Raw genomic sequence first — 24,222 nt, forward strand, 5'->3', positions numbered from 1 at the left:
ACTCCTGTCAGACGGGCGTGACGCCGTGCCGGCGCCGGGAAAAAGCACGATCCTTGGTGCGGGCGGCGGCGATGCGCCGGCCGATTTCGGTGCGCAGTTGGCCGGGCTCGACGACCGTGTCCACGACCAACTCGCTGGCCAGGCGCATGATGTCGATGTCCTGCTCATACTCCGCGCGGCGCTGGGCGATGAAGGCGGCCCGCTCCTCGTCCGAGGGCAGGGCGGCGATCTTGTTGGCGTAGACCGCGTTCACCGCGGCCTCGGCACCCATCACCGCGATCTTGGCGGTGGGCAGGGCGATCGTGGCGTCCGGGTCGAAGCCGGGGCCGGCCATGGCATAGAGACCCGCGCCGTACGCCTTACGAACCACCACGCAGATCTTCGGCACCGTGGCCTCGGAGATCGCGGTGATCATCTTGGCGCCGTGACGGATGATGCCCTGCTTCTCCACCGCCGAGCCGACCATGAAGCCGGGCACGTCGGACAGGAAGATCAGTGGAACGTTGAAGGCGTCGCAGAGCTGGACGAACCGGGCCGCCTTGTCGGCCGAGTCGACGAAGAGGACGCCGCCCTTGAACATCGAGTTGTTGCCGAGCACGCCGACGACCTCGCCGTTCAACCGGGCGAATCCGACCGTGAGCTCTCTGGCCCACAGGGCATGGATCTCGAAGAACGAATCCTTGTCGACCAGGCCCTTGACGTACCGCCGCATGTCGAAAGCCTGGCGCTCGCTCGCCGGGACCAAGGCGCCCAGATCGACCGTCGGCTGGCTCTCCGGGATCTGCGCCGCAGGCGGTTTCTGCTGCCAGTTGGCCGGCAGGTAGGAAAGGTAGCGCTTGACCGTGTCGAGGGCCTCGGGCTCGGTCTTGCAGAGGAAGTGACCGACGCCGGACTCCGCGCAGTGCACCCGGGCGCCACCCATCGCCTCGAGCGTCGTCTTTTCCCCGGTGACCATCTCGACCATGCGGTCGGAGCCGAGATACATACTCGCGTTGCCCTCGACCATGATCACGATGTCGCAGAACGCCGGGATGTAGGCGCCACCGGCGGCGGACGGGCCGAACAGCGCGCACACCTGCGGGATCGAGCCGGAGGCCCGGACCTGGGTGTGGAAGATCTTGCCGGCGCCGCGGCGGCCGGGGAACAGGTCGACCTGGTCGGTGATCCGCGCGCCGGCCGAGTCGACCAGGTAGACCATGGGCACGCCGTACTCATACGCGCGCTCGATGATCCGGATGATCTTTTCGACCGTGCGGGCGCCCCATGAGCCGGCCTTGACCGTGGAGTCGTTGGCCATCAGGCAGACGTCGCGGCCGTCGATCCGGGCGGTTCCGGTGATCACGCCATCGGCGGGCAGCCCGTCGGCGAGACTGTTGGCATAGAGGCCGTCCTCGACGAAGGAATCCTCGTCGACCAGCAGGGCGACGCGCTCGCGGGCGAAGAGCTTGCCCTTGGCCGCATTGGCCGCGTGGTAACGCTCGGCGCCGCCGGCCAGCACGCGCTTGCGGACCTGCGCGAGCGACTCTTCGTCGATGGTCAAGACGTTCCTCCCGGGGATGTTAAGGCTCCTTAACGATCGTTAGAACCTGAACGATCGTTAGGTTAGCGCATCCGGAGAGCGAACGGCAACGACGAACGGGAGCCCCCGCGGTCGCGGAGACTCCCGTTCGTTTTCTTACCACCGGTGCCGTGGAGGGGCACCGGGTCTTGCTCGACGCCTCGTGGCGTCGCCAGGTCGCGCCCGGGACGGCGCTACCCGGTATTTACCGCTGTCGCCGTGGTTCAGCGCAGCGTGTTGAGCAGGCCCAGGCCGGCGATGCCGGAGGTGTCCGAAACGCCCGCGACGGCCTCGGTGATGCCGGTGACCGGGGTGCCCTCGGCCTTCTTGCCACGGCCGCCCTTGCTGTCGCTGTTCGAACCAGCGGTCACCGGCTTCTCGCCGCCGTAACCGTTGTCGTCAGCGGTCGCCGGCTCCTCGCCGCCGTAGCCGTTGTCGTCCGCGGTCGCCGGCTTCTCGTCGCCGTAGCCGTTGTCGTCCGCGGTCGCCGGGTCCTCGTCGCCGTTGTCGCCCAGGTAGTCGCCGTCGTCGTCGCCGTTGTCACCGGCGTTGTCGCCGTGGCCGTGGCCCTTGTGACCGTGACCGTTGTGACCGTGGCCGTTGTGGCCGTGGTCCGCGTCCCAGCCCCAGTCGTCCTCGTCGTCGTTGCCGAGGAAGCCGGCACCGTTGACGCACGCCGCGTTGGAGCTGGCCGCGCCGAGGATGCCCAGCGAGTTGCCGCAGGCGTTGATCGGCACGCTGATCGGCACAGCGATCTGGGTGCCGTTCAGGATCCCGTTGTTGGCACCGGTGAACTGGCCGAACCCGCCCGGGCCGTCCTGCGCCGACTCGTTCACCGAGACCGCGTGCGAGCTGGCCGAGCCGAGGAGCGCAGCCGAGTTGCCGGACAGGTTGATCGGCAGGCTGATCGGCGCCAGCAGCTGGGTGCCGTTCGCGATGCCGTTGTTGACGCCGGTGGCCTGCCATCCGCCCTCGGTGACGTGACCGCTCTCCTTCTTACGGGAGAAGCCGGTGTTGTTCGCGCAGATCGCCTGGGAGTAGGCGCCGCCGAGGATGGCGAGCGAGTTGCCGCAGACGTTGATCGGAACGTCGATCGGCGCGTAGATCTGGGTGCCGTTCAGGAACCCGTTGTTGCTGCCGGTGAACTGGCCACCGCTGCCGGGCCAGAAGCCACCGTTGTTCTGCGCGCTCTCGGTCTTGCGACCACGAACGCCGTTCGCCGCGACGGCGTTGGACTGGGCAGCGCCGAGCACCGCGGCGGAGTTGCCCGCGATGTTCACCGGCACGCTGACCGGGAGGTAGGCCTGGGTGCCGTTCAGGATGCCGTTGTTGACACCGGTGAACTGGCCACCGCGGGGGCCGTGGGCGCTCTCGGTGACGTTGACGCCGGCGGCGTGCGAGTCGGCGACGCCGAGGATGCCCAGCGAGTTACCGACGATGTTGACCGGAACCCGGACCGGCACGGCGATCTGCGTGCCGTTGAGGATGCCGTTGTTGGCACCGGTCACCTGACGGCTGTCGGCGTGGGCGGCGCTGCCGGGGGCGAACAGCAGGGCGCCGGCGGCCAGGACACCGACGCTCAGAGTCTTGCGAACCCAAGTCTTCATGGGGAAGGAATGCCTTTCCAGAAATGTATCGGCAGATTGTGTGACTTATTCAGTTAGGGACGTTCCGGAACTGCATTCGGGCGCAGCGGTGCCCTGGCTTCATTTGTGGATCTGCCCTGACTCCGCTTGTCGACGCGCGCCCCTTTGGCTGGCGCTTCGGTGCGGTTGCGTGATTCAGGCGTCGGTGATTCGCCGCTTGTTCGCAAGCGGTTGGGGAATCAGTGCCGGAACGCGGACACCGAAGCCGGTGCCGGCCGGTTGCCGGCGGTCGGGCGGACCGCCGGACGCCATCACTCAGTCAGGTGAGACGGTCGGTGCCTCGGCGTCGTGACGCCGGACCTCGACATCGGATGCGATCGGCAGCCGCTGGCAAGCCATCGTGCTGTTCGCGATCGCAGCCGGCAGGAAGGCCGCGGAGCCACCTTCCGTCGGTGTTCCCGACCCGCTGGTCGGGTTTCCGCTGACATCACCGAGGTGCAGTTGCAGCGGCGCGGCCGGACCGTCGCCGCCGCCGGTGACCTCGCGCATCGTCGCCGGCCCGCTGACCACCGCGTGAGCGGCGTCGTGCCGGTGCCGGTGAACAGTCGATGCGGCCTTGACGTGCCGGGCCACGGTGCCACTCCGGAGGGAAGCGGCCGGGGCCCGCAGAGCCTTGGTGAGAGGTACGCGGTTCGTCTGCGCGACCGGGACCGGCCGAACCGGCACTACCGCCGGTTCCTGCGGCCGCTCTGCGGCCGGGCGCGCGTCCTGCTGGTCCTCGATGCCGATCGAGTCGGTCACCGTGGTGACGATCCGCTGGTCGGACGCCGTTTCGCCGGTGAGGCGAAGTGGTCCGGCGACCTCCCGCAGAACCGTGCCGACCCCGCCGGCGGCGGTGTCCACATCGGTCCCGGTTACGCCGTAGGTGACCTCGTCGACGGTCTCCACCGGGAGCGTGAGCACCCGTAACGGAGCCGCGATGACGTCGGCCACGGCGTGGCGTTCATGGGCCGGAGTGATCTCCAGCGGCTGGGCGGCCGCTGTCAGGAGACCGGAAACCGGCGCGGTGACGTCGCCGTCCATAACCGCGCCGAGCAACGAGCCGGATGGCTCGTCGGCCCGGTCCGCGGCCTGTGCGGCGGCGCCGGTGAGCAGCCAGGCCGCACCGGCCAGACCGCCGACCACGAGCAGGCGCAGACCCCACCGGCTCCGGCGCCGCTCCGCCCCCTGGATGTGAGGCGGCAAGGGCGTGGAGACCGCGGTGGGCGACACGGACGGCGCCGGGTTCGCGGCACGCGATGCGCGCTCGATTCCCCACCCCGTCATCGGTTCCGCCCCTCGTCGTCAGACTTTCGACCGGTGGCAGATCCGCCGTTTTGGCGATGTCCGGCCACTCGATATTGGTAACGAAGCGGCCGTGCGAGGGTCACGCGGACAAATAGGAAAAATGATCGCGCCTTTAGTCACACCAATCTCGTACGCGGTCCCGCGCGCAAGACACCACTAGGGAGGGTGCGGCCGAGCAGTTTTTCCGCCAACTCGGCCGTTTTGATCAGGTGGTCCAGGTCGATTCCGGTGTCGATGCCCATGTCGTGCAGCATGTGGACGACCTCCTCGGTGGCCACATTTCCGGAGGCGCCCGGGGCGTACGGACAACCGCCGATCCCGCCGACGCTCGCGTCGAATTCGGTCACCCCCAGCTCCAACGCGGTGAGGATGTTCGCTAACCCCGTACCCCTGGTGTTGTGGAAGTGCAGCAGGTCGGGGCGGACGGCCGAGAGAAGATCACGCACCCGGCGGGGAGTCGCCATGCCGGTCGTGTCGCCGAAGGCGATGCGGTCCGCGCCGTCGGCGTGGACCCGAGCCACGATCGCCGCTACCCGCTCCGGATTGATGTCGCCCTCGAACGGGCAGCCGAAACTGGTCGCCACGATCACCTCGAGAGTCGCGCCGGCGTCGTGGACCAGCGGAATCAGACCGGCGATGTCGTCCAGCGACTCCTGTGTGGAGCGATTGAGGTTGCGCCGGTTGTGCGTGTCACTGGCCGAGACGACGACCTCGATCTCGCGGAAGCCGGCGGCGATCGCCCGCTGCGCTCCCCGGGTGTTCGGGATGAGCGCCGAATAGCGGATGTCCGGGTTCTTCTTCGCCTGCCGCCAGACCTCGTCGGCGTCCGCCATCTGCGGAATCGCCTTGGGGTGGACGAACGAGACGGCCTCGATGCGCCGGACGCCCGTCTCGCTCAGCGCGTCGATCAGACGGACCTTGGAGTCGGTCGGGATCGGCTCCTCGTTCTGCAGCCCGTCCCGGGGCGCGACCTCACGGATGCTCACGCTGGTCATGGCGCTCACCGCATCCGGCCGACGATGCCGGTGTCGTAGTCGCCGGTGAGGAACTCGTCGTTCGCCAGTAACTCCGCGAAGAACGGCAGGTTGTTCTTGGGGCCGGCGATCTGGAAGCCGGCGACCGCCTCGCGCGCCTTGGCGATCGCGGCGTCGCGGTCCTCGGCGAAGACGATCAGCTTGGCCATCAGCGAGTCGTAGAACGGGGTGACCGTGTTGCCGTCGGCGTAGCCGGAGTCGACCCTGGTTCCCTCGCCGGTCGGCTCCACCCAGGTGCTGATCTTGCCGGGGCCGGGGAGGAAACGCTTCGGGTCCTCGGCATTGATCCGCAGCTCGATCGCGTGGCCGCTGGTTTCCGCGGGAATCGCGACGTCCTCGCCGGATGCGATCCGCAACTGCTGCTCGACCAGGTCGATGCCGTGAATCAGCTCGGTGATCGGGTGCTCGACCTGGAGGCGGGTGTTCATCTCCAGGAAGAAGAACTCACCGGTGGCCGGGTCGAGCAGGCACTCGACCGTGCCGGCATTCCGGTAACCGACCGCCTCGCCGGCCTTGACCGCGGCTTGCAACAGGCGTTCGCGCAGCTGCGGGTCGACCGCCGGGGACGGGGCCTCCTCCACCAGCTTCTGGTTGCGGCGCTGGACCGAGCACTCGCGCTCGCTCAGGGCGATCACCCGGCCATCGGCGAGGCCGAGGATCTGCACCTCCACATGGCGTACGCGTGGGAAGTAACGCTCGATCAGCACCGAGCCGTCGCCGAACATCCGCTCGGCGAACGCGCGGACCTTGTCGTACTCCTTCTCGAGGGCCTCCTGGTCATTGGCGACCGCCATGCCCATGCCGCCGCCACCCGCCGCGGCTTTCACCATTACCGGATAACCGATGGTCGCGGCGGCCTCGATCGCGGCCTCGACGGTGGCGGCCGGATCGTGCGTGCCCGGCGCGACCGGCACGCCGGCTTCGGCCATCAGGTTCCGTGCGTTGATCTTGTCGCCCATCGCGGTGATCGCGTCAGCCGGCGGGCCGACCCAGATCAGGCCGTTTGCCTCGACCGCGCGGGCGAAGTCGGCATTTTCGCTGAGGAAGCCGTAGCCCGGGTGGATCGCCTGGGCGCCGGTCGACTTCGCGGCGGCCAGGATGGCCTCGGTGTTCCGGTAGCTCTGCGCGGGGTTGGCCGGACCGACGCAGACCGCCTCGTCCGCTTCGAGCACGAACGGCAAATCGGTGTCCGCCTCGGAGTGGACCGCGATCGTGCGGATCCCCAGCCGGTTGGCGGTGCGAATGATCCGGCGGGCGATTTCGCCCCGGTTGGCGACGAGAAGCGACTCGATCATGTCGACCTTTCTGCCGTCTTCGTGGCCCTGGGCGGTGGCCCGGGCCGCACGGGTCAGCGGCGCCTTGGCTTGTGGCCGGCTCCGCTGCTTTTTCAGTTTTTATCTTTTGAAGCTTTACAGCTCAGCGACCGGCCAGGGCGTGGATGGTGGCCTCGCGCAGCAGCGCGGCCCGGCGCCGGCGGTCGACCTCGCCACCGAGGAACGGCGTCGAGTTCATCAGGCCGAACGCCGAATGGGCGAGCACCCGGGCCTCGGCCGCCTCCAGCTCGGGGCGCAGCGTCGCCAGCACGCCGACCCACTCCTCGACATAGAGGCGCTGGAGTCGGCGGATCTGGCGGCGTGGCTCGTCCGGCAGGCGGTCGAGCTCGTGCAGGTGCAGGGCGATGACGGCCGGGTTGGCCAGGGCGAACTCGACGTGGAAGTCGATCAGATCGCCCAGGGCGGCGCTCGCGTCGTCGGGGTGCTGGGCAACTCGGGCCTTGCCGCCGTGCAGCAGGCCCTCGCTGACCGGAATCAGCGCGGCCACCAGCATCGCCTCTTTGCCGGCGAAGTGGTGGTAGAGCGCCGGGCCGGTGACACCGGCGGCTGAGCCGATGTCATCCATCGACACGCCGTGATATCCGCGCGCCGCGAAGAGTCCCACCGCGATCTCGAGGATCTCGTCACGGCGCGACCGCCGCCGGGGTGCGGGCGGCCCCGGCCGCTGCTGCTGATCAACCGTCGTCACGTGGCAACTCTAACCCCTTGTCAAGCGGTTGCCTTAACGCTCGTTCAGGATTTCTCGGCCTCTCCGAGTATGCGCTCCGCCAACTCCCGGTTGGCAGACTCCGGGGCCATGGCCGCCAGCAGCTCGCGAAGATGGGTCGCGGCCGCCGCCGGATCGCCCGAATGGTGCAGGGCCTCGCCATACATGGTGTCGAGGCGGTCGGCCTCGTCGATGGCCCCGATCCGGCGCAATCGGGGCGGGAGGTCGCGCAGGACCGGGACGGCGTCGGCGTGCCGGTCGCGGGCCATCAGCATGCGGGCCTGCTCGAACGCGGTCACCCCGGTCTCCCAGATCGCACCTGGCTCGGCGGCCAGCTCGGCCGGCAACGCCGCGAAACGCTCGCCGGCCAGCCGGTAGGTCTCCTCGGCGGCCGCCGGGTCATCCGCGTAGTGCAGCGCCGAGATCCGGCGACGCAGTGTGCGCAGCTCGCCGAGCAGGTCGCCGGCCTCGCGCAGGGCATCGCCGGCCGCGCGGAACGCCTCCGCCGCCTCGGCGTCCCGGTCCAGGTCGAAGAGCAGACCGCCGACCTCCTCGCCGACCTGACCGCGGCCCTCCGGGTTGTCGGCGAGCTGCTCGATGAGCTCGCGGTAGCGGGACACCGCGCCGGCCCTGTCGCCGATCTCGCGGTACTGCTTGGCGAGCAGGAACCGGGCGTTGTTCGCGCTCTCCCGGTCACTGAGCTCGTCGAACGCGAGCAGGGCTTCCTCGGCCACCTCGGCCGCCTCCACCGAGCGACCGGCCAACGCGTACGCCTCGGCCAGCTCCCATCGGGCGTAGGCGCCGCCCGGCACCAGGCCCTGCTCGGTGCAGAGCGCAACCGCCTCGACCAGGTCGGCGATCGCGTCGCCGGCCCGATCGGCTCGCTTGAGCGCGCGGCCGCGGCCGATCCGGGCCGGCAGCACCTCACCGGCGTCGCCGGTGGCGATCGCTGTGCCGAACGCCTCGATCTGCCCCGCCGGGTCGTCGAGCAGTTGGCCGTAGACGGTGGCGATCGGGGCCAGCCGGAACGCCGGGCCGTGCACCCGGTAGAACTCCCACGCCTGGCGGGCCGCGGCCAGCGCGCCCGCGCGGTCGTCGGAGTTGGCCAGGATGCGGGCCCGCAGGTCGGCGTGCGACGCGACGGTGCGGGGGTAACCGGACTCGGTCGCATAATCCGCGCAGCGGCCGATCGCCTCGGCCGCCTCCGCCATCTCGTCGCGCACCGCGTGCAGCACGGCGAGCCGGGCCCACGCGTTGGCCCGGCCACGGGCGTCGCCGTTCTTCTCCTGATGCTCGACATCCGCCTGGATCGGCGCTGGGTCGGGCTCGCCCTGCTGCGTGCGGGCCAGAGCGGCCCGGGCCCGGAGCACGATCGCATCGCTCTCGGCGCCGGCGGTGTCGAACAGGTCGGCGGCCACGCTCCATCGCTCGGCGAACGTCTCGTCGCCCTGCCAGCTCAGCAGGTTGCCGATCATCGCGAGCCGGCGGGCGGCCAGCAGCGGATCGGCCAGCACCGGAAATCGCTCGTCGAGCGCGGTCAGGGTGGCGGCCAGCGCGGCCGGCCGTTCCTCGAGGAAGTGCTCGGTGGCCAGGTCGAGCAGCTCGGCCGGGTCGGCCGCGGCCGGGACCTCGAGCGCCGGCTCCGGCTCCGGCCGCACCGTCTCCGGCCGGGCGAGCCGGGCGGTCGGCGACAGGACGAGGTCGATCCCGTACGGCTGGGCGTTGATCGTCTCGGCGATCAGCTCACTCTGGTGGCCGGTGCCGTTGCGGGCGTCGAAACGGGCGGCCAGGATCAGGGCCCGCTCGGCCAGCTCGGGCGCGAGCTCGGTGACGGTGATGTCGGCCCGGTCCTTGCGGCGGACGGTCAGCTCGCCGTGGCCGGTCTCGCTGAGCCGGCGCAGCAGCATGGCTGCCTCGGCCGCGAAGTTCATCTCGGCGGCGGGTGACGGCGCCCGCTCGAGCCAGTCGATGTGCCGCTGCAGCATCTCGAGACCGCGGTGCTCGTTGCCGGTGCGCCCGCAGAAGCCGAGGTGCGTGCCGATGTTCCACAGGTCGGCCAGGTTGCCCCGCTCCAGGCGGTAGGCCCGGCGGTGCGCGTCGGCGGCTTTCTGCAGTTCACCGGTCTGCAGGTAGGGGACGGTCAACTCGCGGAGAATGCCCTGCGGCTGCTCGCTGCAGCTCAGTTCGCCGGACAGCACCGGCTCGGCCAGCGCGACGGCGTCGGCGAACCGGTCGCGCGACGACAGGTATTTCGCGACGTCGGTCGGGTCGCAGCCGGCGCAGTCGGAGAGGGCGTCGCGTTGCGCCGACTGCCACCGCTCGAACCACGCGTCCGCCTCCTCGGTCTGCCCGACGTGTGAGGCGACCAGGTAACGGTGTTTGTAGACGGCGTGCATGCCGTGGCCGGTCTCGCGGTAGCGCCGCTCCATGTCGTCGAGCACCGCATAGGTGCGGGCCAGCGGCACCTCGTGGAACGTGGTCAGCGCGTTGACCATCGTCTTGAACAGCCAGAGCAGGTTGTGCTGCCACCGCTGGTGATAGGGCGCCGGGTTGCGGTCGAAATCGGCGACGCACCAGGAGAACGGGACGAATGCCTTGCCGGGCTCACCACCGTAGACATACGCCGTCGTGGCCAGCAGCCGGGCGTAGAACGCCAGCTCGGGGTCGCCGGCCTCGTCGACGCGCCGCAGCACCTGCTCGACCAGGGCGATCTGGGCGGCGCCGTGGGGCAGATCCTGGGCTTGGCCGACCAGGGACCACAGCTCGGGGGCGGTCTTCACTTCTGCTCCTCGGCGGTCACGGCCCGATTGAGCAGGCCCAAGAAAGACGTATTCAGCAGGGCCGCGTCGGCCGGGCGCAGCGGGTGGTGGCCGAGCATCAGGGCCTGTCCGTACAGCGACTCGACGGCCAGCCCGGAGAGTTCCGGATCGGCCAGCGCGACCACCCGGCGGACCAGCGGGTTGCGGTGGTTGAGCACCAGCTGAGGGCGTTCCGGCGGACTGACCTGGGCGAGTGCGTCGAGCACACCGCCCCAGAGGTCGTCGGCCTTGTCGCGGCTCGTCGTGAAGTCCTCGTGGAACGCGGCCGCCCGGCTGACCAGGTAGAGCGCGGGCACGGTGACCGGGTCGAACGCGCGGATCACCACCTCGCAGCCGAGCCGGTCGAGGCGGCGCTGCGCGACCGACAGGAACGGGCGCAGCCGCAACTCGGTCTCAGCGTCCAGCCCGGTGAAGCGGGTGGCCAGGTCGGACGGCTCGAGCCGCTCGGCCCGCACCGCCTGGTCCACTGTGGCCAGCCGCTCGATGATGTCGGCGTCGTAGACGTAACCGCCGTTGATCAGGCCGAGGTCCTGCGCGGCGGCGACCGCGGACAGCTGGTGGTATTCGTCGGTGGTGGCGGCGTAACGGATCACGCCGTGCCGCTCGCGGAACTCGGCGAGGGTGACCCGGCCCATGTTGGTCTCCATCGGCCACCACTGCTCGACCAGGCGCAGCATCTCGTCGTCGTGCAGGGCCAGCGCCTTCACACCGAGGTGGTGCACACCGAGGAACCGGGCGAGCCGGTGCGGGTCGGTGGCGGCGAGCCGGACCAGCCAGCCGCGCAGCTGGTCGGCGATCGCGTCGCGGACGTCGGTGAGCAGGCCGTCCTCGTAGAGCGCCTCACGGCTCGCGGTCGGCCGCAGCTCGGTGCTGTCGACCACGCAGCGGGCGAAGAACGCCCACTCGGGCAGCAGGCCCTCGACATTTTCGGCCAGCAGCATGCGCTTGAGGTAAACCCGATGGCCGCCACGGGTGGCCGGGTTGACCGCCGTGGGCAGCACGAACGCGGCGCCGGTGAGGCCGGCCTCGGGCACGTTGAGCTCGATCACGTCGAACGGGGTGAAGCCGAAGACGCGCTGGCAGTAGGCCTCGCGGTCGGATTCCCAGGGCAGCACCCCGGTCGTCACCCGGGCGCCGTCGACCTCCACCGTGACGGGCAGCAGGGAGCCGTAGAGCTCGGCGAGCTCGGTCACCGTCGGACCGGTAAGAAGGTGCTCGGCGCCGCGTCGCGGCATCAGGGTGACCGTGGTCCCCGGCTCGCGCTCCTCGCCCGGCCGCACCTCGTAACGGCCGTCGGAGTAACCCGTCCACAGCACCGGCTCGGCGCCGGCCCGGCGGGTGTGCACCCGGATCTCGTCGGCCACCAGGAAGCAGGAGAGCAGGCCGATGCCGAACTGGCCGAGGAACTCGTGCCGTGCGAAGCCCAGCTCGTCCCGCTTCGAGCTGCGGCCGATCGTGGCCAGCAGTTCGTGCACCTGCGCCTCGGTGAGACCGATGCCGTTGTCGGTGATGCGCAGCGCGTCGGCGCCCGTGGTGATCTCGACGCGGCCGTCTTGCGAATCGGTCGCGGTGATCGCGTCCACGGCGTTCTGCAGCAGCTCGCGGACGTAGACGCGGGGGCTCGCGTAGAGGTGGTGGCTCAGCAGGTCGACGATGCCCCGTAGATCAACCTGGAAGGTGTTGCTCACGGGCGAGAAGCTACCGGTTCCCCCGGACAGTTTTCTCGCCCGTTCCCATTACTCGTCAGCTCAGGCCGCCCGCTTCGGGACCGCGGGCGATCGGGGCCTTGACCAGATTGCCCCATTCCGTCCATGAACCGTCATAGTTGCGGACCTGGGGATAACCGAGCAGGTGGTGCAACACGAACCAGGTGTGACTCGACCGCTCGCCGATGCGGCAGTAGGCGATGATGTCGTCGCCCGATTCGAGACCCAGCTCGGTTTGGTAGATCTTGGTCAGCTCGTCGGCCGGCTTGAACGTGCCGTCCTCGTTCGCCGCCGACTTCCACGGCTTGCTCACCGCGCCCGGGATGTGCCCGCCACGCAGCGCACCCTCCTGCGGATAGGCCGCCATGTGGGTCAGCTCGCCGGTGTATTCCTGCGGGGAACGCACGTCGACCAGCGGCCGGCCGCTGGAGATGTGGCCCATGACCTGGTCACGGAAGGCCCGGATCGCGGCGTCGTTGCGCACCGGCACCGGGTAAGCGGCCTGGTCGCGTGACGTCTTCTCCCTGGTCAGCGTGCGGCCTTCGGCCACCCACTTCTGCCGGCCACCATCCAGCAGGCGAACGTCGCGGTGGCCGAAAAGACTGAAGACCCAGAGTGCGTACGCCGCCCACCAGTTGAAGTTGTCGCCGTAGAAGACGATCGTGTCGTCCCGCCCGATGCCCTTGGCCTCGCACAACGCCGCGAACGCGGCCGGGGCGAGGTAGTCGCGGGTGACCTGGTCGTTCAACTCGAGGTGCCAGTCGACCTTGACCGCACCCGGGATGTGCCCGGAGTCGTAGAGCAGCACGTCCTCGTCCGACTCGACCACCACCAGGCCGGGCGCGTCGAGATTCTCCGCCAGCCACTCGGTGGTGACGAGCTTGTCGGGGTGTGCGTACGCCTGCAGCGCAGGTGTCGGATCGTTCGCAACGGACATGGTTGCCACGCTAGCGCTCCCGATTACTCGATAGGGGCCAATGAGGGCCGCTTCGCGGTGATCAGTTCGCCGCTCGAGTGGCCGAGCAGGTGGCGGCCCACCCACGGCACGAAGTGCTGGCGGGCCCACCGCAGATCGGCGCCGCGGGCCATCAGCCACGGGGTCGGTTCCGGGGTCGGCGGCACCAGCAGCCATTCCTCGTCCACGCCGACACCGAGCGCGGTCAGCACGTGAGCGGCGACCCGCCGGTGGCCGCCCGGTGAGAGGTGCAGGCGGTCCGGCGACCACATGTGCGGGTGCCGGAATGCGCTGTCGCCGAACAGATCGACCACGTACGCCCCGTACTTCTCGCCGATCGCGGTGGCCCCGTCATTGAGCACTGCCGCGCGCGGCCCGACGATGCGCTGCCCGGGCAGGTGCGCGGTGACGTCGGCGAACCGGAAGACGATCACGTCGGCGCCGGTGGACCGCAGCCGTCCGACCACCGCGTCGATCTTCTCCACCAGCGAATGCGGGTCGACACGTGGCCGCAGCGAGTCGTTGCCGCCACCCGCGACGCTGACCAGGGCGGGTGTCATGGCCAGGGTCGGCTCGAGTTGTTCGTCGATGATCTGATCGAGGAGTTTGCCGCGGATCGCGAGATTGGCGTATCCGAAGTCCGGCCCGGTGTCGATCGCGAGACGCGCGGCCACCAGGTCGGCCCAGCCCCGGAACGTTCCGTCCGGATACGCGTCGTTCATGCCCTCGGTGAAGCTGTCTCCCATCGCAACGAAGCTGCCCCAGCTCATCGGCCGCCTCCTTAACGTTCCCTCACTCGTTGTTGCGGTGACAGCATTCCACCGGACAGGCATCGATCCCAGAGTGACGATGGCGACACTCCGAATATTGGGTGCTTATGTCGGACCTCGTATCTACGCTGCTCGGCATGCTCTTGCGAATGTCCACGTTGCTGCTCAAGACCCTGCGCGAGGAGCCGGCCGAGGCGGAGGTGCCGAGTCATCGGCTGCTCCTGCGCGCCGGTTACATCCGTCGCGCGGCACCGGGCGGATACACGTGGCTCCCGCTCGGCAAGCTCGTGCTCGACCGGATCACTACGGTGATCCGCGAGGAGATGACCGCCATCGGCGGCCAGGAGGTCGCTTTCCCGGCGCTTCTGCCCCGGGAGCCGTACGAGATCAGCAACCGCTGGACGGAGTACGGCGATGACATCTTCACGCTGCACGACCGGCGCGGCGCCGACTACCTGCTGGCGCCCACCCACGAGGAGATGTTCACCCTGCTCGTGCAGGACATGACCAGCTCCTACCGAGATTTCCCGCTGCTGCTGTTCCAGGTGCAGACGAAGTTCCGGGACGAGGCCCGCCCCCGGGCCGGCCTGCTGCGTGGCCGCGAGTTCCTGATGAAGGACGCCTATTCGTTCACCCTCACCGACGAGGGCCTGGCCGAGACTTACGCCGAGGTTCGCGCCGCCTACCAGCGCATCTTCGAACGGATCGGGCTGTCCCACACGATCGTCTCGGCGATGTCCGGCGCGATGGGCGGTTCGGCGTCCGAGGAGTTCCTGGCCGCGGCCGAGGTCGGCGAGGACACCTTCGTCGGCTGTACGTCGTGCGCCTACGCCGCCAACACCGAGGCCGTGATCACCCCGGCGCCGTTGTCCGCCGAGATTCCAGCCGGCTCGCCGTCGGTGCATGACACCCCCGACACTCCGACCATCGTCTCCCTGGTCGAGCTGGCCAACGCCCGCCAGTTGGGTGGGCGCAGCGACTGGACCGCCGCCGACACCCTGAAGAACGTCGTGGTCACCGTCCATCACCCCGGCCGGGCGGACGAACTGCTGGCGATCGGCGTGCCCGGCGATCGCGAGGTCGACATGAAGCGCCTCGACGCGGCGCTCGCTCCGGCCACCGCCACCCTCTTCGACGACTTCGACTCTCGTCCCGACCTGGTCAAGGGCTACATCGGGCCGCAGGGCATCAAGATCCGTTACCTCGCCGATCCGCGGATCGCCACCGGCACCGCCTGGCTGACCGGCGCCAACGAGCCCGGCCGGCACGCGATCGACGTGGTGGCCGGCCGCGACTTCACGCCCGACGGCACGATCGAGGCGGCCGGGGTGCGGGCCGGCGATCCCTGCCCGGCGTGCGGCCACGGCAAGCTGACCATGCGGCGGGGCATTGAGATCGGGCACATCTTCCAGCTCGGCCGGCGTTACACCGACGCGTTCAAGGTCGACGTCCTGGGCGTCGACGGCAAACCGGTCCGCCCGACCATGGGCTCGTACGGGATCGGCGTCTCGCGCGCGGTCGCGTCGATCGCCGAGCAGCACCACGACGACCGCGGGCTGCTCTGGCCCGACGAGGTCGCCCCGGCCGACGTGCACATCGTCGCCGCCGGCAAGGACGGTCAGATCGAGGCCGCGCTCGCGGTGGCCGGCACGCTTGTCGCGGCCGGCCTGCGGGTGCTCGTCGACGACCGGCCGCAGCTCTCGGCCGGGGTGAAATTCACCGACGCCGAACTGATCGGCATCACCCGCACGGTGGTCGTCGGCCGCCGGCTCGGGGAAGGATTAGTGGAATTCCGCGATCGGCGAAGTGGTGAGCGTGCCGACGTGCCGATCACGGACATACTGCGTGTAATCACGGGTGCACGCGGGTAACCGGACCCTCTACACGGGAGGTACACCATGGCCAAGGTCTCGGTCGCGGATGTAATGACCCGGCAGGTCGTCTACCTGCCGGAAGCAACGACGCTCGACGAGGCCGCGCAGGCGATGCGCGACCAGGGCATCGGCGACGTCGTGGTGACCAGCGGCCCGACCATGATGGGTCTGGTGACCGACCGCGACATCGTGGTGCGGGCGATCGCGGAGAATCTGATTCCCCGGCAGACCACGCTCGGCTCGATCACGTCCCGCGAGCTGATCATGGTGGAACAGTCCGCCACTGTGGAGGAGGCGGTGCGCGCCATGCGCGAGCGCGGCGTCCGCCGCCTGCTGGTCTGCGACTCCGACCGCAAGGTCGTCGGCATCATCAGCCTGAGTGACGTAGCCCTCCTCCCAACAGCGGCTGTCTAGCCGCGTTCGATCCCGCGCTGGGTATCGTCGTTGTCGTGAGCGACATGCCCCCGAAGCTGGCCGAGATCGTCGAGGAGTTCGCCACGGCGCCCCGTGAGGTCGTCCTGGAGATGCTGCTCGAGTTCGCCGATGCCATGCCGCCGCTGCCCGCCGACCTGGCCGGGCACGACGGCATGGAACAGGTGCCGGAGTGCCAGACCCAGTTCTTTCTGAAGGCGGTCGTCCAGCCGGACGACACCGTGCAGACCTGGTTCGACTGTCCGCCGGAGGCGCCCACCACCCGCGCCTTCGCCGGCATCCTGGCCGAGGGCCTGGCCGGCTCGACGGCCGCCGAGATCCTCGCCGTGCCGGACGATCTCTATGCCCGGATGGGCCTCGCGAACGCCATCAGTCCCCTGCGCATCCGGGGCGGCTCGGCGATCCTGGGCCGCCTGAAGCGGCAGGTCGCTGCTCAATCTCGTTAAGTTGGAGTCTGCTCGTGGATATCCAGGTCTGGTCCGACGTCGTCTGCCCGTGGTGCTACATCGGCAAGGCGCGTCTCGAGAAGGCGATCGCCGAGTTCGACGGTGACGTGACGGTGACCTACCGGGCCTACCAACTGGACCCCGCGCCGGTGCCACAGCCGATCGCGATCAAGGACGCCATGATCGCGAAGTTCGGCGGCCCGGAACGCGCCGAGCAGATGTTCTCCCACGTCACCTCGATCGCGGCCGCTGACGGCTTGCGGATCGACTACGACCGGGCGATCGCGGCCAACACGTTCGACAGCCACCGGCTCATCGCCTGGGCGGCCGGGCAGGACAAGCAGGCCGAGCTGCTCGACGCGTTGCAGCGGGCCCACTTCACCGGCGGGATCGACCTGGGCTACCGGCCGGCGCTGGCCGACGTGGCCGGGTCGATCGGCCTCGGCCGGGCGGCCGCGCTGGCCTACCTCGAGTCGGAGGCCGGCACCGGCGCGGTCACCACCGACCTCACCGAGGCCCGGGAGCTCGGCATCACCAGCGTCCCGACGTTCGTGATCGACGGGAAGTACGCGGTGCAGGGCGCCCAGGAGCCGGCCACTCTGCTCGCGGCGCTGGAGGAGATCGCCCGCCGGGAAGCCGTCGACGTCGGTCTATGAGGTTTCACGTGGAACCAGATCGACGATCTTAAACGGGATTCGCCAAACCCTCGATGACCTCGGCCCCGGGCAGGGCGCCGAGCGCCGGTCCGGCCACAGCGATCTTGCTATGGCGTACGCCGGAGCCGACGATCACATGCGGGGTGGCGGCTACCCGACTGTCGACCAGGATCGGCCAGTCGGCGGGTAGGCCGATCGGGGTGATGCCGCCGTACTCCATGCCGGTCAGGGCGACCGCGTCGTCCATCGGGGCGAAGCTGCACTTGCGCACGTTGAGGTGGCGGCGGACCACGCCGTTCACGTCGGCGCGCGTGGTGGCCAGGACGATGCAGGCCGCGTACTTGGGGACGCCGTCCCGCTTGCCCGCCACGATCACGCAGTTCGCCGAGACGGCCAGGCCCACCTCGTACGCGTCGCAGAACGCCGCGGTGTCGGCCAGGCCGGGATCGATCGGCGCGACCAGCACCTGGTCACCGTCGATCGGCGCATCGACCGGCCACACCGCGAGGGCCTTCGCCACCGGCGGGGCCAGCAGATCGGGGCGGGACTGGGCGGGCTCGAGCTGCAGGGTTCCCATCACGCCCGCCATCCTCGCTCAATACTTCGCGGCCAGGTAGTCCTCCCACGTACGGGTCCCGGTCGGGGTGGCGGTGGTGGTCTGCCCACCATCCCGGATCGCCCGCGCCATCCGGCCCGGGATCCGGACCCGCCAGACCGGCCGTTTCCGTCCGCGCGCTCGGAGCCACGACCGGACCAGGTCGTCGAACGTGTGCACCTGCGGTCCGGCGTACTCGGTGGTCCCGCCGGTTGCCGGGTGGGCGATCAGCTCGGCGATCCGCTCGGCGACGTCCTCGATCGCCACCGGCTGGAGCTGCCACGTCGGGTCGACGATCACCGGGCCCAGCTTGCTCAGCGCGGACAGCATCGTCTCGGCGAAGTCGTGGAACTGGGCGGCCCGCAGGATCGTGTACGGGATGCCGCTCGCCTGCACGACCTTCTCGGTTTCGAGCTTCGCCCGGTAGTAGGCGTACGGTACCCGGTCGATGCCGTTGATCGACACGTAGAGGACGTGCCCGACCCCGGCCTTTCGCGCCGCGTCCAGCAGCCGCCGCGTGCCCTCGACGTCGGTCCGCTGCGGCCGCCCCGGAGACGACGCCAGGTGCACGATCACGTCCACCCCACGCACCGCATCGTCCAGCCCTTCGCCGGTGCGCAGGTCGGCCGTCACCCAGCCGGCCCGCGCCGACCGGGTCATCGGCCGGACCGCGTACCCCTGCTTCGCCAGCCGCGGCGTCACCGCGGATCCCAGCGTCCCGCTCGCTCCGGTGACCAGAACCGTGATGTTTTCGTTCATGCCAGCTCCTCGCTTCGCTCCGAGCTGCCAAGAGCAAATTCCCTACTGAGCCGGCTGATTCGCTCGCTTCGCTCGTTCATGCCAACGGGACGATCGACTCAGCCGGAGAGTGACGTGCTCTCGGTCACCGAGGATTCTCAGCCTCGGACGGATCTTGCCGACTGTCAGAGGTTGTGGAGGAACGTCGTGCAGGCCGCATCGGGACCGTGAGTGGTCTCGCGCTGCTCGGGGGCGGTACCGCGATAGCGGCCGTCGCCGGCGGCGCCCATTCCGTGTTCGCAACCGTGCTGCTGGGCCTGCTCGCGATCGGCATGGGCCACTCGCTGCTGGTCGAGATCCGGCGCCAGGCGCGTCGGCGGATCCGGCGCTGGGACCGCACTGACACGATCAACGCGATCCTGCTCGGCTGCTGGGCCGAGGCGGCGCTGATCCTGACGATCCTCGAAGCGGGGCCGCCGGTGCGCGCCGTCGGTGGGGTGCTTGCCGCGGCGTACGGACTCAGTTGTGCTTATTTCGTCACCGAGCGCAGGCGGGCCATCCGCGCCCTGCCCCGCGTGCCCCGCCCGGCGGAGCCGGAAGCGGAGGTCATCGTCGCCCACGATGCCGCCTCTGTTTGATCTACTGTCGCGGTGCGTCGTCGATCTCTTCTCCTCCTGCCCGCGGCCGGTTTCCTCGGCGCGTGCAACTCGCGTAGCACTGGGAGCCCGGCCCTCGCCGCGACCCAGCGCGAGGCGGTCGCCGACGATTACCGCTGGTTCTCGCCGGACCGCGAGTTCGGCGCGGGTTACTGCTTCACCTGGGTGCGCGGCCTCATCCCGCGGCAGGTGCTCGATCGGCTCGGCGCCAAGGACCTGGAGCGGATCACCTGGGAGCAGTTGGTCGGCGCGGGCGACGGGCAGCAGGGACCGGCGTACCGCTACTTCCTCGGCATCACCCGGGTCGACAGCTGGTCGCTGATCGTCGAGGACAACGGTGATTTCGGCGTCACCGATGACCTGGTTCGACCGCTGTCGGCCGGCACCACCGTGGTGGCCAACCATCGACGCCCGGACGGGCACGGCCGGTTCCTGCAGCTGACGGACGGGCGGACGGTTCTCGATTTCGACCCGCTCGCGCCGGCCGTGATCACCCCGGAGATGGCGGCGGTCGGCTTCGCGGCCGGGATCGACGCGGACACCTCGATGGCGGCGGCGCTGGCGCTGGCCGAGCGGCTCACCGGCGAGGAGATGAGCCAGCTGCTGTTGATCACCCGCACTTACACGATGACCGAGGTCCGAAAGAATCAATAGCCGTTCGGTTGTTGCATCGCCACCGGCCGTACCGCCAACATTCATCCGTGACGATGCGCACCTCCGAGCTGCTCAGCATCGGTGAGGCCGCGATCCTGCTGCGCTCCTCGCGGCAGCACGTGGTCGACCTGTGCTCCCGTGGCCTCCTGCCGTACGTGACGGCCGGCGCCCAGCATCGCGTGCGGCGTTCCGACGTCGAGGCGCTGATCCGCCCCGCGCTGACCCGCCAGCAACTCGAGCAACTCTGGCTGCACCAGGCCATCGCCGGCAAGTTCGTGTCGAACCCGGACGCGCTGCTCGCGGCGGCCGAGATCAACCTGCGCCGGCTGCGCCGCCTGCATCCCGAGGGCCGCGCCTGGGATTGGCTGGACCGGTGGCAGGTGGTCCTCGACAGCGGCCACGAGGCGGTGCTGGACGCCCTGACCTCGTCCTCGGAGTACGCGGTCGAGCTGCGCGGAACCTCGCCGTTCGCCGGCATCCTGTCCGAGGTGGAGCGTCGCACGGTGCTCGCCGCCCTGGCCGAGAGCAGGCATGATCGAGCCCGGACGATGCCGCAGGAGAAGCTCGAACGCGTCATGCGCGCTGTGTGAGTCCTCGATCACAAATTTATAAAAGCACCTTATGGAAACGGCTTCTCCGGGCGGATAGTGGATCAGTTCAACCCCGGCCGCCGCCTCTGCGATGTCGCAGCGACGACTGGCTGCGCCCCCGGGAGGTCTAGTGGCAATCCTCACCCCCCACGTCACCACCGCGACCAAGCTGGCCGGCCTACTCGAGGCCATCCTGCAGGTCCCGATGCCCGTGCGAATCCGCGCTTGGGACGGCTCCACCGCCGGTCCTCCCGATGCGCCTACCCTGATCATTCGGCACAAACGGGCCATGCGCCGCATCCTGTGGCAGCCCAACGAGCTGGGCCTGGCCCGTGCGTACGTGGCCGGCGACATCGACCTCGAGGGCGACCTGTACGACGCCCTGAGCCGTCTCGCCGCGCTGCTCTGGCGGTCGCCCGACATCAAGGACCTGCCGCTGCACACGGTCGCCGGCGATCTGCTGCGGCTCGGCGTGCTCGGCACCCAGCCCAAGCCGCCCCCGGAGGAGATGCAGGTGGCCGGCGACCGGCACAGCCGGCGGCGGGACCGGCAGGCGGTCAGCCAGCACTACGACGTAGGCAACGACTTCTATCGGATCGTGCTCGGCGAGAGCATGGTCTACTCCTGCGCCTACTGGACGTCCGACGCCCCCGGCTACGGTCTCGCCGACGCCCAGCGCGACAAGCTCGACCTGATCTGCCGCAAGCTCGATCTGAAGCCCGGCATGCGCCTGCTCGACGTCGGATGCGGCTGGGGCAGCCTGGCCGTGCACGCTGCGCAGAACTACGGCGTCCGGGTTCTGGGCATCACGCTCTCCACCGAGCAGGCGGAGTTCGCCCGCAAGCAGGTCGCCGAGGCCGGCCTCACCGACCAGGTGGAGATCCGGATCCAGGACTACCGCGACCTGGATGACGGCCCGTTCGACGCGATCTCCAGCGTCGGCATGGCCGAGCACGTCGGCACCGAGCCCTACCGGCAGTACGCGGAGATCCTCTACGCCCAGCTCAAGCCGGGCGGCCGGCTGCTCAACCACCAGATCTCCCGGCTGCATCTGCCGCCGAAGGCACCGCACCAGGTGCGCTCCTTCATCGATGCGTACGTCTTCCCGGACGGGGAGCTGGCCCCGGTCGGCACGACGGTCACGCTTCTCGAAGAGGCTGGTTTCGAGGTACGGGATGTGCACGCGCTCCGCGAGCACTACGCCCGCACGCTGCGCGCCTGGGTGGCGAACCTCGAATCCGACTGGTCGACGGCGGTACGCCTGACCAGCCCCGGCCGCGCCCGGGTGTGGCGTCTCTACATGGCCGCCTCGGCCCTGGCCTTCGAGCAGGCCAAGATCGGCGTGAACCAGGTCCTCGCCGTGAAGACGCACCGCAACGGCGACGGTGAGATGCCCGCCACACGAGCCGCCTACGCGGCCTGATTCGACCCGCCGTGGTGCCCCGTCACCTGCCCCGATGGGGCGCCACGGCTCACCCTCGAGTGTCCATTTCGGCCGGTGAGTTGCCGCTTACCGCCCGATAGATACGGAAGTTATCCACAACCGTTGAGCGACAACGCCTTCGTCCGGTTAGCCTGCGACTCGTGAGCGAACTCGTAACGGAACGAAAACGGGCCGCCGCCGTGATCGTGCGTGACGGCCGAGTGCTGATGGTGCACGAGCGGAGCCGACGATCCGGCGGCGGTGAGTGGTGGACCCTTCCCGGCGGCGGCATCGAACCGGGCGAAACACCCGAGGAGGCCCTCCGCCGGGAGGTCTTCGAGGAAACGGGCCTGATCGTGAGCAAGGCCCGGCACGTTCTGGAGATGCCCTACCCATCCGGCATGACCTCGGTGTTCGCGGTGACCGTGATCGACGGCGAGCCTCGTCTGGGCCCCGACGACGGCATCGGCCCCGAGCCGCTGGGCCTGGACTGGTTGCCGGCCCCCGAGCTCCCCACCGGTTCCCCGCACAGCGTTCCCATCCCGCCGCTGATCGTGGTCCTGCCCACCTAGCGGCCATTTGTGACGGGCTGATGACCTGAGGCCCGAATCATTCGTCCAGACGACCCTGGAAGGACCGGTCGGCCCCCTCGCCTTGAGCGGACCGAGCTTTTCCCGGCCGAACCGTCGCGGACTCGGTCCGCTCGGCCCCGCCCGCCGCTGGCAGGACTCTCGTAACTTGTCATCGGTGGTTTCAGGTTTCCAAGGGCAGGCGGGACACTCGTGGCGGTAGGGATTCTCGGCACCGGTTCATATCTTCCGGCGCGGGTCGTGACCAATGTGGACCTCAACGCTCTGGTGCCGGATGCGGACCCGGAGTGGGTCGCTCGTAAGACCTTGATCGAGGCTCGGCGTTTCGCCGCTCCGGAGGAGGCCGCTTCCGACCTCGCGGCCGAGGCGGCCCGGGCGGCACTGGCGCAGGCCGGCGTGGCCGCGGCTGAGATCGACTACATCGTTCTCTCCACGTCGACGGGCGATTCGCCCCAGCCGCCGACGTCGAACCTGGTGCAGAATCAGATCGGCGCCACCCGTGCGGCCTGCTTCGACGTGAACGCCGTCTGCTCGGGCTGGGTCTTCGCCCTGAGCGTGGCAAACGGCTTGGTGGCCGCAAACCCCGGCGCCCTGGTCCTGGTGATCGCGACGGACATCTACTCCCGCATCCTCGACTTCAGCGATCGGCGGACAGCGGTCCTGTTCGGCGACGGCGCCGGTGCCGCGGTGGTGGGCGCCGTCCCCGAGGGCTACGGCATCCTCGACCTGGACCTCTCGTCAAAGGGCGAGTCAAGTGACCTGATCTACGTCAAAGCAGGCGGCAGCCGCCTGCCGGCCTCAGCGGAGACGGTCGCCAACGGCGACCACTACTTCCGCATGAACGGCCGAGGCGTACGCGACTTCGTGGCCACCGAGGTCCCCCCAGCCCTGGAGGCCCTGCTGACCCGAGCAAGCCTGAAGGCCACGGACGTAGACCACTTCGTCCCCCACCAGGCCAACGGCATCATGCTCCGGGAACTGGTGACCGCAGCCGGCTTCGAGAACGCCCAGACCCACCTGACGCTTCAGCAGTACGGCAACGTAGGAAGCGCCTCAGTCCCGGTAACCCTGGACCACGCAAACCGCTCAGGTGCCCTGAAGCGAGGCGACCTGCTACTGCTGGCCGGCTTCGGCGGCGGCATGTCCATGGGCGCCTGCCTACTCCGCTGGACCTAAAACGCAATAGCAGGAAGCCCCGGCCGCCGTAAGGCGCCGGGGCTAATTTTCTATCAAGTGGAGCCTAGGGGACTTGAACCCCTAACCCCCGCCTTGCAAAGGCGGTGCTCTGCCAGTTGAGCTAAGGCCCCGAATTACGGATTAACGCAAGTCAGGAGCAGTGGTCGCCTCGTGCCAGAGCGCCCGCTCATCACTGGACGCCTTGACCTTCTTGACCACGAGGGCAGCAACCCCAACAAGCCCGGCAACGATCAGGAGCTTCTTGAACAAAACAGATCCCCTAACAGGAGGGCCGCAGAGCGAGAAACAAAGGCCGCAGGGCGAGAAAAACACCCCAGCGCAACCACCGCTACGCGGGGCTTCCGGGGGCTCGGCCACCGGAGTAGATATGACGGGCGATTCCCGGCTCGCGCTTTTCGCGAGCAGGGAGTGGCCAATCGTCCGTGGGGCTAGATGGAATCGAACCATCGACCTCAGAGTTATCAGCTCTGCGCTCTAACCGACTGAGCTATAGCCCCGTGCGACTCAGAGAGATTACCGCACTGGGCTGTGGGCCGCCAAAACGGGGTGACCCACA

At 69.4% G+C, this 24,222-nt stretch carries 23 protein-coding genes and 2 tRNA genes; 10 read left to right on the forward strand and 15 right to left on the reverse strand.

What is annotated here, in order from left to right; translation table 11 throughout:
- Positions 1–7: 7 nt before the first annotated feature.
- The 10 genes from AB0E90_RS48265 to AB0E90_RS48310 all read right to left on the reverse strand — a co-directional run bounded on the left by AB0E90_RS48265 (position 8) and on the right by AB0E90_RS48310 (position 13,815).
- A complete protein-coding gene (locus AB0E90_RS48265; RefSeq protein WP_360419931.1) occupies positions 8–1,540 on the reverse strand; it encodes an acyl-CoA carboxylase subunit beta in 1,533 nt (510 codons plus the stop codon).
- 242 nt (positions 1,541–1,782) lie between these two features.
- Positions 1,783–3,165, reverse strand: a complete 1,383-nt coding sequence (locus tag AB0E90_RS48270; protein WP_360419934.1) for a chaplin family protein — start codon at positions 3,163–3,165, stop codon at positions 1,783–1,785.
- Between the two features lie 294 nt (positions 3,166–3,459).
- The gene (locus AB0E90_RS48275) at positions 3,460–4,470 is read right to left on the reverse strand and encodes a hypothetical protein (protein ID WP_360419936.1); all 1,011 of its coding nucleotides are present in this window, start codon (positions 4,468–4,470) and stop codon (positions 3,460–3,462) included.
- Between the two features lie 137 nt (positions 4,471–4,607).
- Positions 4,608–5,486 carry a hydroxymethylglutaryl-CoA lyase gene (locus AB0E90_RS48280; RefSeq protein WP_360419939.1) on the reverse strand — a complete coding sequence of 293 codons (879 nt, stop codon included), beginning with the start codon at positions 5,484–5,486 and terminating at the stop codon, positions 4,608–4,610.
- Between the two features lie 5 nt (positions 5,487–5,491).
- Positions 5,492–6,820, reverse strand: coding sequence for a biotin carboxylase N-terminal domain-containing protein (locus tag AB0E90_RS48285; protein WP_360419942.1), 1,329 nt, complete (start codon positions 6,818–6,820; stop codon positions 5,492–5,494).
- A gap of 121 nt (positions 6,821–6,941) precedes the next feature.
- A complete protein-coding gene (locus tag AB0E90_RS48290) occupies positions 6,942–7,547 on the reverse strand; it encodes a helix-turn-helix domain-containing protein (protein WP_360419945.1) in 606 nt (201 codons plus the stop codon).
- A 44-nt stretch (positions 7,548–7,591) separates the two neighbouring features.
- Positions 7,592–10,345, reverse strand: coding sequence for a tetratricopeptide repeat protein (locus AB0E90_RS48295; protein WP_360419948.1), 2,754 nt, complete (start codon positions 10,343–10,345; stop codon positions 7,592–7,594).
- Entirely contained in the window at positions 10,342–12,072 is a 1,731-nt protein-coding gene (locus tag AB0E90_RS48300) for an HSP90 family protein (RefSeq protein ID WP_360419950.1), read from the reverse strand. The genes AB0E90_RS48295 and AB0E90_RS48300 overlap by 4 nt, the downstream gene beginning before the upstream one ends.
- Before the next feature lie 55 nt (positions 12,073–12,127).
- The gene (locus AB0E90_RS48305) at positions 12,128–13,027 is read right to left on the reverse strand and encodes a sulfurtransferase (RefSeq protein WP_360419953.1); all 900 of its coding nucleotides are present in this window, start codon (positions 13,025–13,027) and stop codon (positions 12,128–12,130) included.
- Between the two features lie 23 nt (positions 13,028–13,050).
- Entirely contained in the window at positions 13,051–13,815 is a 765-nt protein-coding gene (locus tag AB0E90_RS48310) for an SGNH/GDSL hydrolase family protein (protein WP_360419956.1), read from the reverse strand.
- 137 nt (positions 13,816–13,952) lie between these two features.
- On the opposite strand from AB0E90_RS48310, the gene AB0E90_RS48315 reads away from it, so the two are divergent.
- Genes AB0E90_RS48315 through AB0E90_RS48330 form a run of 4 tightly spaced genes read left to right on the forward strand, consistent with a single transcriptional unit; the run spans position 13,953 to position 17,223 of the window.
- Positions 13,953–15,686 (forward strand): proline--tRNA ligase, encoded by a 1,734-nt coding sequence (locus tag AB0E90_RS48315; protein WP_360419958.1) that lies wholly within the window; start codon positions 13,953–13,955, stop codon positions 15,684–15,686.
- A 27-nt stretch (positions 15,687–15,713) separates the two neighbouring features.
- On the forward strand, positions 15,714–16,103 hold the full coding sequence (locus AB0E90_RS48320; RefSeq protein ID WP_360419961.1) for a CBS domain-containing protein: 390 nt from the start codon (positions 15,714–15,716) through the stop codon (positions 16,101–16,103).
- A gap of 35 nt (positions 16,104–16,138) precedes the next feature.
- On the forward strand, positions 16,139–16,567 hold the full coding sequence (locus tag AB0E90_RS48325; protein ID WP_360419963.1) for a SufE family protein: 429 nt from the start codon (positions 16,139–16,141) through the stop codon (positions 16,565–16,567).
- A 14-nt stretch (positions 16,568–16,581) separates the two neighbouring features.
- The gene (locus tag AB0E90_RS48330; RefSeq protein ID WP_360419965.1) at positions 16,582–17,223 is read left to right on the forward strand and encodes a DsbA family oxidoreductase; all 642 of its coding nucleotides are present in this window, start codon (positions 16,582–16,584) and stop codon (positions 17,221–17,223) included.
- 28 nt (positions 17,224–17,251) lie between these two features.
- Here the strand turns inward: AB0E90_RS48330 and AB0E90_RS48335 are convergent, their stop codons facing one another.
- Both AB0E90_RS48335 and AB0E90_RS48340 read right to left on the reverse strand, forming a co-directional pair.
- Positions 17,252–17,800: a YbaK/EbsC family protein gene (locus AB0E90_RS48335; RefSeq protein WP_360420011.1), complete on the reverse strand. Its 549-nt coding sequence runs from the start codon at positions 17,798–17,800 to the stop codon at positions 17,252–17,254.
- Positions 17,801–17,818: 18 nt separating this feature from the next.
- Positions 17,819–18,577, reverse strand: coding sequence for an NAD(P)H-binding protein (locus tag AB0E90_RS48340; RefSeq protein WP_360419968.1), 759 nt, complete (start codon positions 18,575–18,577; stop codon positions 17,819–17,821).
- Between the two features lie 206 nt (positions 18,578–18,783).
- On the opposite strand from AB0E90_RS48340, the gene AB0E90_RS48345 reads away from it, so the two are divergent.
- The 6 genes from AB0E90_RS48345 to AB0E90_RS48370 all read left to right on the forward strand — a co-directional run bounded on the left by AB0E90_RS48345 (position 18,784) and on the right by AB0E90_RS48370 (position 23,645).
- Positions 18,784–19,194 (forward strand): hypothetical protein, encoded by a 411-nt coding sequence (locus AB0E90_RS48345; RefSeq protein ID WP_360419971.1) that lies wholly within the window; start codon positions 18,784–18,786, stop codon positions 19,192–19,194.
- A gap of 12 nt (positions 19,195–19,206) precedes the next feature.
- Positions 19,207–19,866 (forward strand): DUF6461 domain-containing protein, encoded by a 660-nt coding sequence (locus AB0E90_RS48350; protein WP_360419974.1) that lies wholly within the window; start codon positions 19,207–19,209, stop codon positions 19,864–19,866.
- Positions 19,867–19,919: 53 nt separating this feature from the next.
- Positions 19,920–20,456, forward strand: coding sequence for a helix-turn-helix domain-containing protein (locus AB0E90_RS48355; RefSeq protein WP_360420013.1), 537 nt, complete (start codon positions 19,920–19,922; stop codon positions 20,454–20,456).
- A gap of 130 nt (positions 20,457–20,586) precedes the next feature.
- Complete coding sequence (locus AB0E90_RS48360; protein ID WP_360419976.1) at positions 20,587–21,879, forward strand: cyclopropane-fatty-acyl-phospholipid synthase family protein; 1,293 nt, start codon at positions 20,587–20,589, stop codon at positions 21,877–21,879.
- A 161-nt stretch (positions 21,880–22,040) separates the two neighbouring features.
- Entirely contained in the window at positions 22,041–22,451 is a 411-nt protein-coding gene (locus tag AB0E90_RS48365) for an NUDIX hydrolase (RefSeq protein WP_360419979.1), read from the forward strand.
- 210 nt (positions 22,452–22,661) lie between these two features.
- Positions 22,662–23,645: a ketoacyl-ACP synthase III gene (locus AB0E90_RS48370; protein WP_360419981.1), complete on the forward strand. Its 984-nt coding sequence runs from the start codon at positions 22,662–22,664 to the stop codon at positions 23,643–23,645.
- A 58-nt stretch (positions 23,646–23,703) separates the two neighbouring features.
- On the opposite strand, the gene AB0E90_RS48375 is transcribed toward AB0E90_RS48370, so the two are convergent.
- From AB0E90_RS48375 to AB0E90_RS48385, 3 genes are all read right to left on the reverse strand, one after another.
- Positions 23,704–23,776 (reverse strand) — tRNA-Ala (locus AB0E90_RS48375).
- A 10-nt stretch (positions 23,777–23,786) separates the two neighbouring features.
- On the reverse strand, positions 23,787–23,915 hold the full coding sequence (locus tag AB0E90_RS48380) for a DLW-39 family protein (protein WP_360419984.1): 129 nt from the start codon (positions 23,913–23,915) through the stop codon (positions 23,787–23,789).
- Between the two features lie 174 nt (positions 23,916–24,089).
- Positions 24,090–24,163: transfer RNA gene (locus tag AB0E90_RS48385), tRNA-Ile, on the reverse strand.
- Positions 24,164–24,222: the final 59 nt, after the last annotated feature.

Source organism: Actinoplanes sp. NPDC026619, assembly GCF_040638295.1.
In the GTDB taxonomy this organism is placed as follows: domain Bacteria; phylum Actinomycetota; class Actinomycetes; order Mycobacteriales; family Micromonosporaceae; genus Actinoplanes.